General features: G+C 66.0%; 14 protein-coding genes. 12 read left to right on the forward strand and 2 right to left on the reverse strand.

Annotated elements, in window-relative coordinates; translation table 11 throughout:
* The first annotated feature begins 5 nt into the window (after positions 1 to 5).
* The 5 genes from lapB (at position 6) to cysM (ending at position 5,338) form a co-directional block, all read left to right on the forward strand.
* The gene (lapB, locus tag WT26_RS08570; protein WP_069272613.1) at positions 6 to 1,178 is read left to right on the forward strand and encodes a lipopolysaccharide assembly protein LapB; all 1,173 of its coding nucleotides are present in this window, start codon (positions 6 to 8) and stop codon (positions 1,176 to 1,178) included.
* Positions 1,179 to 1,268: 90 nt separating this feature from the next.
* The gene (locus WT26_RS08575) at positions 1,269 to 2,657 is read left to right on the forward strand and encodes a UDP-glucose dehydrogenase family protein (RefSeq protein ID WP_069272614.1); all 1,389 of its coding nucleotides are present in this window, start codon (positions 1,269 to 1,271) and stop codon (positions 2,655 to 2,657) included.
* Between the two features lie 136 nt (positions 2,658 to 2,793).
* Entirely contained in the window at positions 2,794 to 3,786 is a 993-nt protein-coding gene (gene rfaD / locus WT26_RS08580; RefSeq protein ID WP_059529665.1) for an ADP-glyceromanno-heptose 6-epimerase, read from the forward strand.
* A 73-nt stretch (positions 3,787 to 3,859) separates the two neighbouring features.
* Positions 3,860 to 4,213 (forward strand): ComEA family DNA-binding protein, encoded by a 354-nt coding sequence (locus WT26_RS08585; protein ID WP_069272615.1) that lies wholly within the window; start codon positions 3,860 to 3,862, stop codon positions 4,211 to 4,213.
* Positions 4,214 to 4,435: 222 nt separating this feature from the next.
* Complete coding sequence (gene cysM, locus WT26_RS08590; protein WP_059529669.1) at positions 4,436 to 5,338, forward strand: cysteine synthase CysM; 903 nt, start codon at positions 4,436 to 4,438, stop codon at positions 5,336 to 5,338.
* Between the two features lie 67 nt (positions 5,339 to 5,405).
* Here the strand turns inward: cysM and mltB are convergent, their stop codons facing one another.
* Positions 5,406 to 6,629 carry a lytic murein transglycosylase B gene (gene mltB / locus WT26_RS08595; protein ID WP_069272616.1) on the reverse strand — a complete coding sequence of 408 codons (1,224 nt, stop codon included), beginning with the start codon at positions 6,627 to 6,629 and terminating at the stop codon, positions 5,406 to 5,408.
* A gap of 169 nt (positions 6,630 to 6,798) precedes the next feature.
* Here mltB and WT26_RS08600 point away from each other — a divergent pair, with 169 nt between their 5' ends.
* Complete coding sequence (locus WT26_RS08600) at positions 6,799 to 7,722, forward strand: histone deacetylase family protein (protein ID WP_011351344.1); 924 nt, start codon at positions 6,799 to 6,801, stop codon at positions 7,720 to 7,722.
* A 30-nt stretch (positions 7,723 to 7,752) separates the two neighbouring features.
* Here WT26_RS08600 and WT26_RS08605 read toward each other — a convergent pair whose 3' ends face one another.
* Positions 7,753 to 8,673, reverse strand: a complete 921-nt coding sequence (locus tag WT26_RS08605) for an alpha/beta hydrolase (protein ID WP_059667404.1) — start codon at positions 8,671 to 8,673, stop codon at positions 7,753 to 7,755.
* A 216-nt stretch (positions 8,674 to 8,889) separates the two neighbouring features.
* On the opposite strand from WT26_RS08605, the gene WT26_RS08610 reads away from it, so the two are divergent.
* The 6 genes from WT26_RS08610 to WT26_RS08635 all read left to right on the forward strand — a co-directional run bounded on the left by WT26_RS08610 (position 8,890) and on the right by WT26_RS08635 (position 15,208).
* Positions 8,890 to 9,924, forward strand: coding sequence for a methionine ABC transporter ATP-binding protein (locus tag WT26_RS08610; RefSeq protein ID WP_059529676.1), 1,035 nt, complete (start codon positions 8,890 to 8,892; stop codon positions 9,922 to 9,924).
* Positions 9,914 to 10,567 carry a methionine ABC transporter permease gene (locus tag WT26_RS08615; protein WP_059529774.1) on the forward strand — a complete coding sequence of 218 codons (654 nt, stop codon included), beginning with the start codon at positions 9,914 to 9,916 and terminating at the stop codon, positions 10,565 to 10,567. Before WT26_RS08610 ends, WT26_RS08615 begins: the two co-directional genes overlap by 11 nt.
* Positions 10,568 to 10,598: 31 nt before the next feature.
* Entirely contained in the window at positions 10,599 to 11,393 is a 795-nt protein-coding gene (locus tag WT26_RS08620) for a MetQ/NlpA family ABC transporter substrate-binding protein (protein WP_069273715.1), read from the forward strand.
* A gap of 228 nt (positions 11,394 to 11,621) precedes the next feature.
* Positions 11,622 to 12,371, forward strand: a complete 750-nt coding sequence (locus tag WT26_RS08625; protein WP_021157446.1) for an electron transfer flavoprotein subunit beta/FixA family protein — start codon at positions 11,622 to 11,624, stop codon at positions 12,369 to 12,371.
* A 15-nt stretch (positions 12,372 to 12,386) separates the two neighbouring features.
* Positions 12,387 to 13,322: an electron transfer flavoprotein subunit alpha/FixB family protein gene (locus WT26_RS08630; RefSeq protein WP_059666582.1), complete on the forward strand. Its 936-nt coding sequence runs from the start codon at positions 12,387 to 12,389 to the stop codon at positions 13,320 to 13,322.
* A gap of 95 nt (positions 13,323 to 13,417) precedes the next feature.
* The gene (locus tag WT26_RS08635; RefSeq protein ID WP_069272617.1) at positions 13,418 to 15,208 is read left to right on the forward strand and encodes an acyl-CoA dehydrogenase; all 1,791 of its coding nucleotides are present in this window, start codon (positions 13,418 to 13,420) and stop codon (positions 15,206 to 15,208) included.
* The last annotated feature ends 39 nt before the right edge of the window (positions 15,209 to 15,247 follow it).

The following is a 15,247-nucleotide window of genomic DNA, read 5'->3' on the forward strand; positions in this document are numbered from 1 at the left end:
TTCGCATGGATCTGGATTTTTGGTGGTTGCTCGCGATTCCGGTCGCGTTCGCGCTCGGTTGGGCGGCGTCACGCTATGACCTGAAGAATCTCCTGTCGGAGAGTGCCAACCTGCCGCGCTCGTATTTCCGCGGCCTGAATTTTCTGTTGAACGAACAACCCGACAAGGCGATCGACGCGTTCATCGAGGTCGCCAAGCTGGATCCCGAGACGGTCGAGCTGCACTTCGCACTCGGCAACCTGTTTCGCCGCCGCGGCGAAACCGACCGCGCGATCCGCGTGCACCAGAACCTGCTGAGCCGCACGGACCTGCCGGTCAACGAGCGCGACCACGCGCTGTACGAGCTGGGCCAGGATTTCCTGAAGGCCGGCCTGCTCGATCGCGCGGAAGAAACCTTCCACATGCTGGTCGACGGCGACCGTGCACTCGGCGCGCAGCGGGCGCTGCTGACGATCTACGAGATCGAGAAGGACTGGAACAAGTCGATCGATACGGCGAAGCGCATCGAGTCGATGGGCGCGGGTTCTCTCGGCACCGAGATCGCGCAGTTTCACTGCGAACTTGCTCAGGACGCGCTGCAGCGCAAGAACGCGGCAGCGGCCGCCGAACAGTTGCGCCTCGCGTTGACCGTGAACCCGCAGAACGTTCGCGCGACGATCCTCTCCGGCGACGCCGCGGCGGCCGAGGGCAACCATGCGGCCGCGATCGAGCACTGGAAGCGCGTCGAAGCGCAGAATCCGGCGTATCTGCCGCTCGTCGCCGACAAGCTGATGAAGGCGTACGTCGCGCTCGGCAAGAACGCCGAAGGCGCCGAGCTGCTGATGGGCTATGTCGACCGCTATCCGTCGAACGACCTGCTCGACATCGCATACCAGCACATCGCGGGCTTGCGCGGCCAGGACGCGGCGCACACGCTCGCGCGCACGCAGATGGAGAAGGCGCCGAACCTGTCGGGAATGCTGCACCTGCTCGATGCGCAGATCGCGGCGGCCGATGAACCGCGCCGTAAGGAACTTGAAATGATGCGTGCGCTGATCAAGCAGCGCACCAAGAATTTGCCACGGTATACGTGCCAGAATTGCGGTTTCCGGGCACGCAATTTCTACTGGCAGTGTCCGGGCTGCAGCGGCTGGGAAACCTATGCGCCGCGCCGCGTCGATCCTGCGATGCCGGGCTGATCCCGGCACGCGGGGCCAACGCGCTGCGGTTGCCGCCGGGTTCGTCCCGGCGGCCAAGTTAGTCAATTACCGGGAAGTACCGGAACATCTATGAAAATCACCATCATCGGCACCGGCTATGTCGGTCTTGTCACGGGCGCCTGCCTGGCGGAGATCGGCCACGACGTCTTCTGCCTCGACGTCGACCCGCGCAAGATCGACATCCTGAACAACGGCGGGATGCCGATTCACGAACCTGGGCTGCTGGACATCATCGCGCGCAACCGCGCAGCGGGGCGCCTGCGCTTCTCGACCGACATCGAGGCAAGCGTCGCGCACGGCGAGATCCAGTTCATCGCCGTCGGCACGCCGCCCGACGAGGACGGCTCGGCCGACCTGCAGTACGTGCTCGAAGCCGCGCGCAACATCGGCCGCCACATGACGGGCTTCAAGGTGATCGTCGACAAGTCGACGGTGCCGGTCGGTACCGCACAGCGCGTGCGCGGCGTGGTCGACGAAGCGCTTGCCGCTCGTGGGCTGGCGGGCAGCGTCGCGCATCGCTTCTCGGTCGTGTCGAACCCGGAATTCCTGAAGGAAGGCGCCGCGGTCGAGGACTTCATGCGTCCGGACCGGATCATCATCGGCGTCGACGACGACGAGACGGGAACGATCGCGCGCGAGAAGATGAAGAAGCTTTACGCGCCATTCAACCGCAACCATGAGCGCACGATCTACATGGACGTGCGGTCGGCGGAATTCGCGAAATACGCGGCGAACGCGATGCTTGCAACGCGTATCTCGTTCATGAACGAGATGTCGAATCTCGCCGACAAGGTCGGCGCCGACATCGAGGCCGTGCGCCGCGGGATCGGCTCCGATCCGCGCATCGGCTATCACTTCCTGTACGCCGGCGTCGGCTACGGCGGCTCGTGCTTCCCCAAGGACGTCCAGGCGCTGATTCGCACGGCCGGCGAGAACGGCCAGCCGTTGCGCATCCTGGAAGCCGTCGAGGCGGCCAACCATGCGCAGAAGGACGTGCTGATCGGCAAGATCGAGCAGCGCTTCGGTGCCGACCTGACCGGCCGCGAGTTCGCGGTCTGGGGCCTGGCGTTCAAGCCGAACACCGATGATATGCGCGAGGCGCCGAGCCGCCGCCTGATCGCCGCGCTGCTCGAGCGCGGCGCGACCGTGCGTGCGTACGATCCGGTCGCGGTCGACGAGGCACGGCGCGTGTTTGCGCTGGATCTCGGCGCGGGTTCCGACGCGCTGTCGCGCCTGCACTTCGTCGATACGCAGGACATCGCCGTGACGGGCGCGGACGCGCTCGTGATCGTGACCGAGTGGAAGGAGTTCCGGAGCCCCGATTTCACGCGCCTGAAGGCTGAGCTGAAGGCGCCGGTGATCTTCGACGGGCGCAACCTGTACGAGCCGGACGCGATGGCCGAACTGGGCATCGACTACTACGCGATCGGACGTCCCCATGTCGACCCCCAGGCTTGATCGCACGATAGAAGCCGAGCAAAGCGTGCCGGGCGTTGCCGCGGCCAACTGTGGCGAGTTGTTCCATTGAGCGCATGCGCGCGGTGCGGTGGACGCGCTGTGCGCTGTTTCGTTTCTCTTTTTAGGCAGAGCAATCATGACCCTCATCGTCACCGGCGCAGCCGGTTTTATCGGCGCGAACATCGTCAAGGCGCTCAACGAGCGTGGCGAGACGCGCATCATCGCGGTCGACAACCTGACGCGCGCGGACAAGTTCCGGAATCTCGTCGATTGCGAGATCGACGACTATCTGGACAAGACGGAATTCGTCGAACGCTTCGCGCGCGGCGATTTCGGCAAGGTACGCGCGGTGTTCCACGAAGGCGCCTGCTCGGACACGATGGAAACCGACGGCCGCTACATGATGGACAACAACTTCCGCTACAGCCGCGCGGTGCTCGACACCTGCCTCGCACAGGGCACGCAGTTCCTGTATGCGTCGTCGGCGGCGATCTACGGCGGCTCGACGCGATTCGTCGAGGAGCGCGACGTCGAGGCGCCGCTGAATGTCTACGGCTATTCGAAGTTCCTGTTCGACCAGGTGATCCGTCGTGTGCTGCCGACCGCGAAGAGCCAGATCGCCGGCTTCCGCTATTTCAACGTGTACGGCCCGCGCGAGACGCACAAGGGGCGCATGGCGTCGGTCGCGTTCCACAACTTCAACCAGTTCCGCGCGGAAGGCAAGGTGAAGCTGTTCGGCGAGTACAACGGCTACGCACCGGGCGAGCAGACGCGTGACTTCGTGTCGGTCGAGGACGTGACGAAGGTGAACCTGTTCTTCTTCGATCATCCGGAGAAGTCGGGCATCTTCAACCTCGGGACCGGCCGCGCGCAGCCGTTCAACGATATCGCGACGACGGTCGTGAATACGTTGCGCGCGCTCGACAACCTGCCGCCGCTGACACTCGCGCAGCAGGTCGAGCAAGGGCTGATCGAATACGTGCCGTTCCCCGATGCGCTGCGCGGCAAGTACCAGTGCTTCACGCAGGCCGACCAGACGAAGCTGCGCGCGGCCGGTTACGACGCGCCGTTCCTGACCGTGCAGGAAGGTGTCGACCGCTACGTGCGTTGGCTATCCGGCCAGGTTTAAGCGGAAGCGTTGCATCGATAGACTGGGTCTCACGGTCGGCAGCCGCCGGCCGTATTCATCGGAGATCCAGCACATGATCAGGAAATGGTTGGCCGCAGCGGCAATGCTCGGCACGATCGCGTCGGCCTGGGCGGCCGTCGACGTCAACACCGCCAACGAGGATGCACTCGTCGGCATCAAGGGCATCGGCCCGGCGCGGGCCAAGGCGATTCTCGACGAACGGGGCGCACGCGGTCCGTTCAAGAACGCCGACGACCTCGCGGCGCGCGTGAAAGGCATGGGCGGCCATACGGTCGAGCGGCTTCAGCAGGAAGGCCTGACGATCGGTGCGGCCGGCGCAGGCGCCGCACCTGCGGCCGCCAAGCCAGCGGCCGCGCCGGCGACGACGCCGGCCAAACCGGCCGCGGCGCGCACCGCCCAGAAATAGCGCACCCGGGGTCGGGTTCGCGAGCCCGGTGAAACGGTTCCTTCAGGCCGTCGTTGCGACGGCTTCCCGCGGCATGCCGCGGGTTTTTTGCGTGGACGTCCCGCCTGCGCGCTCATGTCGGTCCGGCGCCGGTATCCATCGCTGCAATGGGGCTAGGCGGCGCGCACTTCTGCGCTGGTTTACAATCGATCGATTGATCGGCCTCGTACTCACGGTATATCCATGGCTTACAAAACTATCGAAGACACGATCGGCAATACGCCGCTCGTCCAACTGGTCCGCTTGCCGGACGACGAGATTCGCGCGCGCAACAACGTGGTGCTCGCGAAGCTCGAAGGCAACAATCCGGCCGGTTCCGTGAAGGATCGTCCGGCGCTGTCGATGATCAGCAAGGCCGAGGCGCGCGGGCGCATCAAGCCGGGCGACACGCTGATCGAGGCGACGAGCGGCAACACCGGTATCGCACTCGCGATGGCAGCGGCGATCCGCGGCTACAAGATGGTGCTGATCATGCCGGAGGACCTGTCGGTCGAGCGCCGCCAGAGCATGGCCGCCTACGGTGCCGAAATCATCCTGACGCCGGTGAAGGGCGGAATGGAACTGGCACGTGACCTCGCGGACGAGATGCAGCGCGAAGGCAAGGGCGTGATCCTCGACCAGTTCGCGAACCCCGACAATCCGGTCGCGCACTACGAAGCGACGGGCCCGGAAATCTGGCGCGATACCGAAGGGCGCGTCACGCACTTCGTGTCGGCCATGGGCACGACGGGCACGATCATGGGCACGTCGCGCTATCTGAAGGAGCAGAATCCGGCGATCGAGATCGTCGGTGCGCAGCCGGAAGACGGTTCGCGCATTCCGGGCATCCGCAAGTGGCCGGAAGCCTATATGCCGACGATCTTCGATCGCAGGCGTGTCGACCGCGTCGAGAACGTGAGCCAGGCTGCGTCGGAAACGATGGCGCGCCGGCTCGCGGCCGTCGAAGGCATCTTCGCGGGCATTTCGTCGGGCGGCGCATGCGAAGTCGCGATGCGCATCGCGCGTCAGGTCGAGAATGCGACGATCGTGTTCATCGTCTGCGATCGCGGCGACCGCTACCTGTCCACGGGCGTATTTCCCGCGTAAGCGAGACCAGACGCATCAAACGAAGAAGCCCCGCGATCGCGGGGCTTCTTGCTGATGGCCGGAGCGCTTACTGCGCGGCCTGTGGCGGGTTCGCGGCGGCGGGCCTGAGCGCGCCGCTCGCTTCCATCTGTGCCTTTACGGCCTCGCCGAGCTGGTACACGGTGAGTGCGTAGAAGAAGCTGCGGTTGTAGCGCGTCAGCACGTAGAAATTCTTGAGCCCGAGCATGTATTCGGTCGCACGACCCGGCGACGGCAGGTCGACCACGGTCACGGGCGTGTCCGCCTCGGCAGCGATATCGATCGCCGGCTCGTTCAGCGTCATGCCCGCGCGCAGCAGTTGCGACAGTGCCCAGTGCGGTTCCGGCTGGCCGTCGGCGGCGGCCTGTGCGATCCCCAGGCTGCCCGTGTCGGGCGTGATCTGCCAGACCACCGGGCGGTCGGTTTCCCAGCCGTGCTGCTTCAGGTAGTTCGCGACGCTGCCGATCGCATCGACCGGACTGCTGCGCAGGTCGACATGGCCCGTGCCGTCGAAGTCGACCGCATATTCGCGGATGCTGCTCGGCAGGAACTGCGGGATCCCGATCGCGCCCGTATACGAACCGAGCACGGTGGTCGGGTCGAGCTGGTTGTCGCGGGTCCAGACCAGGAAATCCTCGAGGTTCTTGCGGAACGTCGCCTGGCGGCTGTCGCGATTCGGCGTGTCCGGATAGTCGAACGTGAGCGTCGTCAGCGCGTCGAGCACGCGGAAATTGCCCATGTAGCGGCCGTAGATCGTCTCGACGCCGATGATGCCGACGATCACCTCGGGCGGCACGCCGAACTGCTCGGATGCACGCTGCAGCGTTGCCTGGTTCGCCTTCCAGAATTTCACGCCCGCGTTGATGCGGATCGGCTCGATGAAGCGCGAGCGATAGACGCGCCAGTTCTTGACCGTCGGCGACGGGGCCGGCTTCACGAGCTTGACCGCCGTCGCCGAATAGCTGATGCGCGAGAACAGCGCATGCAGGCTGGCCGGATTGAAGCCGTCGCGGCTCGCGATCTCGTCGATGAACGCGTCGACCTTCGCGTTGTTCGCGTAACGCTGCGGAACGATTTCCTCTTCGAAGGTCTGGCCTGGCGGCGTCGGCTGTTGCGGCTGGGCCTGTGCGACGCGCGTGCCGGCGGACGCCGCCGGCTGCGTCTGCGCACCGGCCGGCGCAGCGGACAGCGCGGCGGCGAGGGCGATGGCAACGAGTGGGAGGCGAACGCGGTACGGCGCGGAGAAGGGTGCGGCAGGCTTCTTGTAATTCATGACGAACCGGGGCGGACAAGGCAGTGAGTTCGGCGCAGTATACCCGACGGATCCGGCGCGCCGGGGCGTGGCAGGCCACCGTTGTGGTAAGTTAGCGGCGAATTCGCGGCAGACGATGGACATCATTGATGGAGACCTGTGGCGCAGCGTGCGCCGCGGATGACAGCTTATGGCAACCGCTTTCTATACGCACCCCGACTGCATGCTGCACGAGATGGGGGAGTGGCATCCGGAATGCCCGGCCCGCCTGTCGGCGATCCAGGATCAACTGATCGCGAGCCGCATCGACGACCTGATCGTGCACGAAACCGCGCCGTTCGCGAGCGAGGTGGCGCTGGGCCGGGTGCATACGCAGGCGCACATCGACTACATCCGGAGCATGACGCCGGTCGACGGCTACGTCGAGATCGATCCCGATACGCTGATGAACCGCGATACGTGGCGCGCGGCACTGCGTGCGGCCGGCGCCGCGATCGCGGCGACCGACGCGGTGATCGAAGGCCGCTATGCGAATGCGTTCTGCGGCGTGCGTCCGCCCGGCCACCATGCGGAGCCTGCGCGCGCGATGGGTTTCTGCTTCTTCAACAACGTCGCGATCGCCGCGCGACATGCGCTCGACGTACACGGTCTGGAGCGTGTCGCGATCATCGATTTCGACGTGCATCACGGCAACGGCACCGAGGCGGCGTTCGCGAACGACGAGCGGGTGCTGATGTGCAGCTTCTTCCAGCATCCGCTGTACCCGTTCTCGGGCGTCGATCACCAGGCGCCGAACATGGTCAACCTGCCGATGCCCGCGCGCAGCAACGGGATGGCGATCCGCGAAGCCGTCGACATGTTCTGGCTGCCGCGCCTCGATGCATTCAAGCCGCAGATGCTGTTCGTGTCCGCGGGTTTCGATGCGCATCGCGAGGACGACATCGGCAACCTCGGCCTCGTCGAAGCCGACTTCGAATGGTTGACCGCGCAGATCGTCGACGTGGCGCGCCGGCATGCGCAGGGGCGCATCGTGAGCTGCCTCGAAGGCGGCTACAACCTGTCCGCGCTCGGGCGCAGCGTCGTCGCGCACCTGCGCGTACTGGCCGGCATCTGACGATCGCGTGACCGGCCGGGCCGGGCGCGCTCAGCGCGCCGGCACGCGCGCGTGAATCCACGCGATCAGCGCGTCGATCACGCGATCGCGTTCGAGATCGTTCATCGTTTCGTGAAAGCCGCCCTCGTACAGCGTCAGCGTGCGATCGGGCGAGCCGACGCGCGCACCGAACGCACGGCTGCCGTCGGGTTCGGTCAGCTTGTCCTCGGTGCCGTGATAGACGAGCACCGGCACGCGCAGCCCGCCGCGACCGCTTTCGATGCGTGCCATCGCGTCGAGAATCTCCGCGCCGGTGCGCGCGGGCACCGCACCGTGATGGACGAGCGGATCGGCGCGATTGGCTGCGACGATGGCCGGATCGCGCGACAGCAGCGCGGCATCGATCCTGATTGCGGGGAAGGTCGGCCATATGCGGCTGATGACGCGGCTCACGGCGAGCATCCAGCGCGGCACGTCGCGTCCCGGCGCGAGCGCCGGGCTCGACAGCACGAGGCCCGTCAGCGCGTGGCCGCGTGCCGGCGCGCGTTCGATCGCGTACAGCGCCGCGATCGCCCCGCCCATGCTGTGCCCCATCAGGAACAGCGGCGAATTGCCGCGTGCGGCTTCGGCGACCAGCGCATCCGCATCGTTCAGGTAGCCGTCGAAGCGCTCGACCCAGGCGCGCTTGCCGGGTGACTGGCCGTGCCCGCGGAGGTCGATCGCGCGCACCTCGATGCCGGCCGCATTCAGCCGGCCGGCCAGCGCGGCATAGCGACCCGCGTGTTCGGCAAGGCCATGTACGAGCGCGATCGTCGCGCGCGGCGGCTCGGTGCCGTCGCCAGCAGGCCAGCGGTACGACGCCAGTTCGAGCCCGTCCGCGGTACGCAGGCGGCCCATCGTCGGCGCGGGGGAGGACGAAGGCGCCGGTCCGGCGGAGGCAGGTGCGGCGGCCGGCGTGGTGGTGGCGGTCATCTGGCGTGTCCCCTGTCGGTTGGTCGGTGTTCCGGATCATAGTCGCGGCACCGTCGTGGCGCGCCAGCGGCATCCCTCTAATTTCGTGCGGTTATGAAAAGATCGAAATCGATTATTAAGGGGAATGAGGGGTTTGCGGTAAAATCGACGGTTATTCCAGATGCATCGGCGGCCGACTGGCGGGCCAACTCGCCAGCCGGCCGCCGTTTTGTTTACATGATCGAATTACGCAATCTTTCGCAGCGATTTCCCGGGCCGGGCGGCTGGGTCGAGGCGCTGCGCAACATCAACCTGACGATCCCGCAGGGCGAGGTGTTCGGCATCATCGGCCGAAGCGGCGCCGGCAAGAGCACGCTCGTGCGCACCATCAACCTGCTCACGCGGCCGACCGAAGGCAATGTCGTCGTCGGCGGGCGCGATCTCACGCTGCTGCCGGCAGGCGCGCTGCGCGAGGCGCGGCGCGAGATCGGCATGATCTTCCAGCACTTCAACCTGCTGTCGTCGCGCACGGTGTTCGACAACGTCGCGCTGCCGCTCGAACTGGCCGGCGCGAGCCGTGCCGACATCGAGGCCGCGGTGCTGCCGCTGCTCGACCTCGTCGGGCTGTCCGCGCAGAAGGATCGCTATCCGTCGCAGATCAGCGGCGGGCAGAAGCAGCGCGTCGGCATCGCACGCGCGCTCGCGAGCCAGCCGAAGGTGCTGCTGTCGGACGAAGCGACGTCCGCGCTCGACCCCGAGACCACGCGCTCGATCCTCGACCTGCTGAAGCGCATCAACCGCGAACTCGGCCTGACGATCGTGCTGATCACGCACCAGATGGAAGTGATCAAGCAGGTGTGCGATCGCGTCGCGGTGCTCGATGCGGGGCGCGTGGTCGAGGAAGGCCGCGTGATCGACGTGTTCCTGCAGCCGCATCACGAGGTGACGCGCGCGCTGATCGGCGACGTCATCGCGCAGGAGTTGCCGCCCGCGCTGAAGGCGCGCGTGGCCGAGCGGCTGAAGACCGGCAGCGGGCACCTGCTGCGGCTTGCGTTTACGGGCTCGGGTGTCGACCAGCCGATCCTGTCGGAAACGATCCGCCGGTACGAACTCGATTTCAACATCCTGCACGGCCAGATCGACGAGATCCAGGGGCAGGCATTCGGTTCGCTCGCGGTGCTCGCGGGCGGCGAGCCGGGCAAGGTCGGGCAGGCGCTCGCGTTCCTGCGCGAACAAGGTGTGGTGGTGGAGGAGCTTTCGTATGTTGAGTGAGATGTTCGATATGTTCGTGCAGTCGTTCTGGGAGACGCTGATCATGGTCGGCATCTCCGGGGCGGTCGGCGCGCTCGTCGGCCTGCCGCTCGGCGTGCTGCTCTACCTGACCGACCGTCAGGGTGTGCTGCAGAACCTCGCGGTGAATCGCGTGCTCGGCGGCATCGTGAACGCCGTCCGCTCGACGCCGTTCATCATCCTGCTGGTTGCGGTGATTCCGTTTACGCGGCTCATCACGGGTTCGTCGATCGGCACGGCCGCGGCGGTCGTGCCGCTGACGCTTGCGGCCGCGCCGTTCATCGCGCGTCTCGTCGAGACGGCGTTGCGCGAAGTCGACCGCGGGCTGATCGAGGCCGCGCAATCGATGGGCGCGACCACGTCGCAGATCGTCTTCAAGGTGCTGTTGCCCGAATCGCTGCCGGGCGTCGTCGCGGGCCTGACGATCACGTTCGTGTCGCTGGTCGGCTATTCGGCGATGGCGGGTGCGATCGGCGGCGGCGGGCTCGGCGATCTCGGGATCCGCTACGGTTACCAGCGCTATCTGCCCGAAGTGATGTGGACGGTGGTCGCGATCCTGATCGTGTTCGTGCAGATCGTGCAGTCGTTCGGCGACTGGCTCGTCCGCCGGCTGAGCCACAAGTAAAGCGACATCCGACGTGTTTGGGGGAATGACGATGCAACGACGCTTCATGCTGAAATTCGTGGCGGCGCTCGGCGCGGCCGCACTGTTCGCGGGCGCGCACGCGCAGGCCGAAACCATCAAGGTAGGCGTGACGGGCGGGCCGCACGCGCAGATCATGGAGGCGGTGAAGAAGGTCGCGGCGAAGAGCGGCCTCGACATCCGCATCGTCGAATTCTCCGATTACGTGCAGCCGAATGCCGCGCTTGCGTCGGGCGACCTCGATGCGAACAGCTACCAGCACGACCCGTATCTGCAGGCGCAGGTGAAGGATCGCGGCTACAAGCTGATCAAGGTCGCGGATACCGTCACGTTCCCGATGGGCATCTATTCGAAGCGCGTGAAGTCGCTGACCGAACTGAAGCCGGGCGCGCGCATCGCGGTGCCGAACGATCCGACCAACGGCGGCCGCGCGTTGCTGTTGCTGCAGAGGCAGGGCCTGTTGAAGCTGCGTGCGGACGCGGGGCTGAAGGCGACGCCGCTCGATATCGTCGACAATCCGCGCAAGCTGAAGATCGTCGAACTCGATGCGGCACAGATTCCGCGCTCGCTCGGCGACGTCGACGCGGCCGCGATCAATACCAACTACGCGATGGAAGCGGGGTTGAAACCGAAACAGGACGCGATCGCGATCGAAGGGCCGAACGGCCCGTACGCGAACGTCCTGGCGATCCGCGAGGCGGACCGGAACAAGCCATGGGTGGCGAAACTGATCGCGGCCTATCATTCGGCCGATGTGAAGCAGTTCATCGAAGGCAAGTTCGGCGGAGCGGTCATTGCCGCCTGGTAACGGGCGAACAACGGGGCGCCCGGCGCGATTAGAGTCGATGATCGAAAACCCGGGCTTTGCGTCCGGGTTTTTTCTCTTTTAAAATAGAACGATCGTTCGCTATCATTGGCGCGTCGTCAAGAAGCGGTATCCTCGACAACCATGATGGTTGGGTCCGCTTGGCCGCGCAGTCATGAGGCCTCGCTATAGAATGGCCTCTGGTCGTATTCGTAACTTTGGAGCGTGTGCATGAAAATCCTGGTGCCAGTGAAAAGAGTGGTCGATTACAACGTGAAGGTCCGCGTGAAGTCGGACAACACGGGCGTCGACATCGCGAACGTGAAGATGTCGATGAACCCGTTCGACGAAATCGCCGTTGAAGAAGCCGTGCGCCTGAAGGAAGCCGGTGTCGCGACCGAAGTGATCGCGGTGTCGGTGGGCGTGACGCAAGCGCAGGAAACGCTGCGTACGGCGCTGGCGATCGGCGCGGATCGCGCGATCCTCGTCGAGTCGAACGACAGCGTCGAGCCGCTGGCCGTCGCGAAGATCCTGAAGGCGCTGGTCGACAAGGAACAGCCGCAACTGGTGATCCTCGGCAAGCAGGCGATCGACGACGATTCGAACCAGACGGGCCAGATGCTGGCCGCGCTGGCTGGTCTTCCGCAAGCGACGTTCGCGTCGAAGGTCACGATCGCGGACGGCAAGGCAACGGTCGCACGCGAAGTCGACGGCGGTGCGGAAACGCTGTCGCTGACGCTGCCGGCGGTCGTGACGACCGACCTGCGCCTGAACGAGCCGCGCTATGTGACGCTGCCGAACATCATGAAGGCGAAGAAGAAGCCGCTGGAAACGGTGAAGCCGGAAGACCTCGGCGTGGACGTCGCGCCGCGTCTGAAGACGCTGAAGGTGGCAGAGCCGCCGAAGCGCGCAGCCGGCGTGAAGGTGCCGGACGTGAAGACGCTGGTCGAGAAGCTGAAGACCGAAGCCAAGGTGCTGTAAAGGGAGCGGATAGAAATGACGATTCTGGTGATTGCAGAACACGACAACGCGTCGATCAAGGCCGCGACGCTGAACACGGTGGCGGCGGCGGCGAAGATCGGCGGCGACATTCACGTGCTGGTCGCGGGTCACAACGCGCAGGCCGCAGCCGATGCGGCCGCGAAGATCGCAGGCGTATCGAAGGTGTTGCTGGCCGACGCGCCGCAACTCGAAGCGGGCCTCGCGGAAAACGTCGAAGCGACCGCACTGAACATCGCGAAGGACTACTCGCACATCCTCGCGCCGGCGACTGCATACGGCAAGAACATCGCGCCGCGTATCGCCGCGAAGCTGGACGTCGCGCAGATCTCGGACATCACGGCGGTCGACTCGGCCGACACGTTCGAGCGCCCGATCTACGCGGGCAACGCGATCGCGACGGTGCAGTCGAGCGACCCGATCAAGGTCATCACGGTGCGCGCGACCGGTTTCGATCCGGTTGCAGCGGAAGGCGGCAGCGCGTCGGTCGAGAAGATCGAAGCGGCGGCGGATGCCGGCAAGTCGCAGTTCGTGAGCCGTGAAGTGACGAAGCTGGACCGTCCGGAGCTGACGTCGGCGAGCATCATCGTGTCGGGCGGCCGTGGTCTGGGCAGCGGCGAGAACTACACGAAGGTGCTGGAGCCGCTGGCCGACAAGCTGAGCGCCGCACTGGGCGCGTCGCGCGCGGCAGTCGACGCCGGCTATGTGCCGAACGACTACCAGGTCGGCCAGACCGGCAAGATCGTCGCGCCGCAGCTGTACATCGCGGTCGGCATCTCGGGTGCGATCCAGCATCTGGCCGGCATGAAGGATTCGAAGGTGATCGTCGCGATCAACAAGGATCCGGAAGCACCGATCTTCAGCGTGGCCGACTATGGCCTCGTCGGCGATCTGTTCGCGCTCGTGCCGGAGCTCGTCGCCGAGCTCGGCTGACGCAGTGTGACGCTCAGGCGGTAAGCACACGAAAAGAGGGGCGCGACGAGCGCCCCTTTTTTTCGCCATCGACAGAAGATAGAAGAGGGAGCACCATGAGCTATAACGCCCCCGTCAAGGACATGCTGTTCGTGCTGAAGGAACTCGCGGGCATCGACACCGTTGCGCAACTGCCGGGTTTCGAGGACGCCGGTTACGACACGGCGCAGGCCGTGCTCGACGAGTCCGCGAAATTCTGCGGCGAGGTGCTGGCGCCGCTGAACGTCGAAGGCGACCGCAATCCGAGCAGCTGGAAGGACGGTGTCGTGACCGCGACGCCGGGCTTCGGCGAAGCGTTCCGCCAGTTCGTCGAAGGCGGCTGGCAGGGGCTGCAGCACCCGTCCGAATACGACGGCCAGGGGCTGCCGAAGCTGATCGCGACGCCGTGCATCGAGATGCTGAACGCGTCGAACCTGTCGTTCGCGCTGTGTCCGCTGCTGACCGACGGCGCGATCGAGGCGCTGCTGACGGCCGGCACCGACGAGCAGAAGCAGCGCTACGTGCCGAAGCTGATCTCGGGCGAATGGACCGGCACGATGAACCTGACCGAGCCGCAGGCGGGCTCGGATCTCGCGCTGGTGCGTTCGCGCGCCGAGCCGCAGGGCGACGGCACGTACAAGGTGTTCGGCACGAAGATCTTCATCACGTGGGGCGAGCACGACATGGCGGACAACATCGTCCACCTGGTGCTGGCGCGCACGCCGAACGCGCCGGAAGGCGTGAAGGGCATTTCGCTGTTCATCGTGCCGAAGTTCCTGGTGAACGAGGACGGCTCTCTGGGCGAACGCAACGACGTGCACTGCGTGTCGATCGAGCACAAGCTCGGGATCAAGGCGAGCCCGACGGCGGTGCTGCAATATGGCGACCACGGCGGCGCGATCGGCTACCTGATCGGCGAGGAGAATCGCGGCCTCGAATACATGTTCATCATGATGAACGCGGCGCGCTTCGGCGTCGGGATGCAGGGGATCGGCGTGGCCGACCGCGCGTACCAGAAGGCTGCGGCATTCGCGAAGGAGCGCGTGCAGAGCCGCCCGGTGGACGGGTCGGCGAAGCAGTCGGTGACGATCATCCATCACCCGGACGTGCGCCGGATGCTCGGCACGATGCGCGCGCTGACCGAAGGCGCACGCTCGCTGGCCTACGTGGCAGCGGCGCACAGCGACATTGCCCACCGCCATTCGGACGAGGCGACGCGGGCGCGTCATCAGGCAATCTACGAGTATCTGGTGCCGGTCGTGAAGGGCTGGAGCACGGAGATGGTGAACGACGTGGCGAGCCTGGGCGTGCAGGTGCACGGCGGGATGGGCTTCATCGAGGAGACGGGCGCGGCGCAGTATTACCGCGATGCGCGGATCCTGGCGATCTACGAAGGCACGACGGCGATCCAGGCGAACGACCTGGTGGGCCGCAAGACGCTGCGCGACGGCGGTGCGGTGGCGAAGGCGCTGATCGCGGAGATCGGCGGGACGGTCGAGGCGCTGGGCAAGCTGGACGGTGCGGCGGCCGCATCGATGAAGGTGCAGCTGGAGAAGGGCGCGAAGGCGCTGTCGTCGGTGGTGGATTACGTGCTGGCGAACGCGAAGCAGGACCCGAACGCGGTGTTCGCGGGCAGCGTGCCGTACCTGAAGCTGGCGGGCGTGGTGCTGTGCGGATGGCAGATGGCGCGCGCGCTGGTGGCGGCGCAGGCGAACCGCGCGAGCGACCCGGCGTTCTTCGACGCGAAGATCGCGATCGCGCAGCTCTATGCGGAGCACGTGCTGGTGCAGGCAGGCGCGCTCGAAGCGTCGATCGTCGGCACGAAGGGCAACGAGGGCGTGCTCGCGTTGACGGAAGACCAGTTCTGACGCCGGTGCGGGATGCCATGCAAAAAGGCGCCCGAGGGC

This window comes from Burkholderia cepacia (assembly GCF_001718835.1).
Lineage (GTDB): Bacteria > Pseudomonadota > Gammaproteobacteria > Burkholderiales > Burkholderiaceae > Burkholderia > Burkholderia cepacia_F.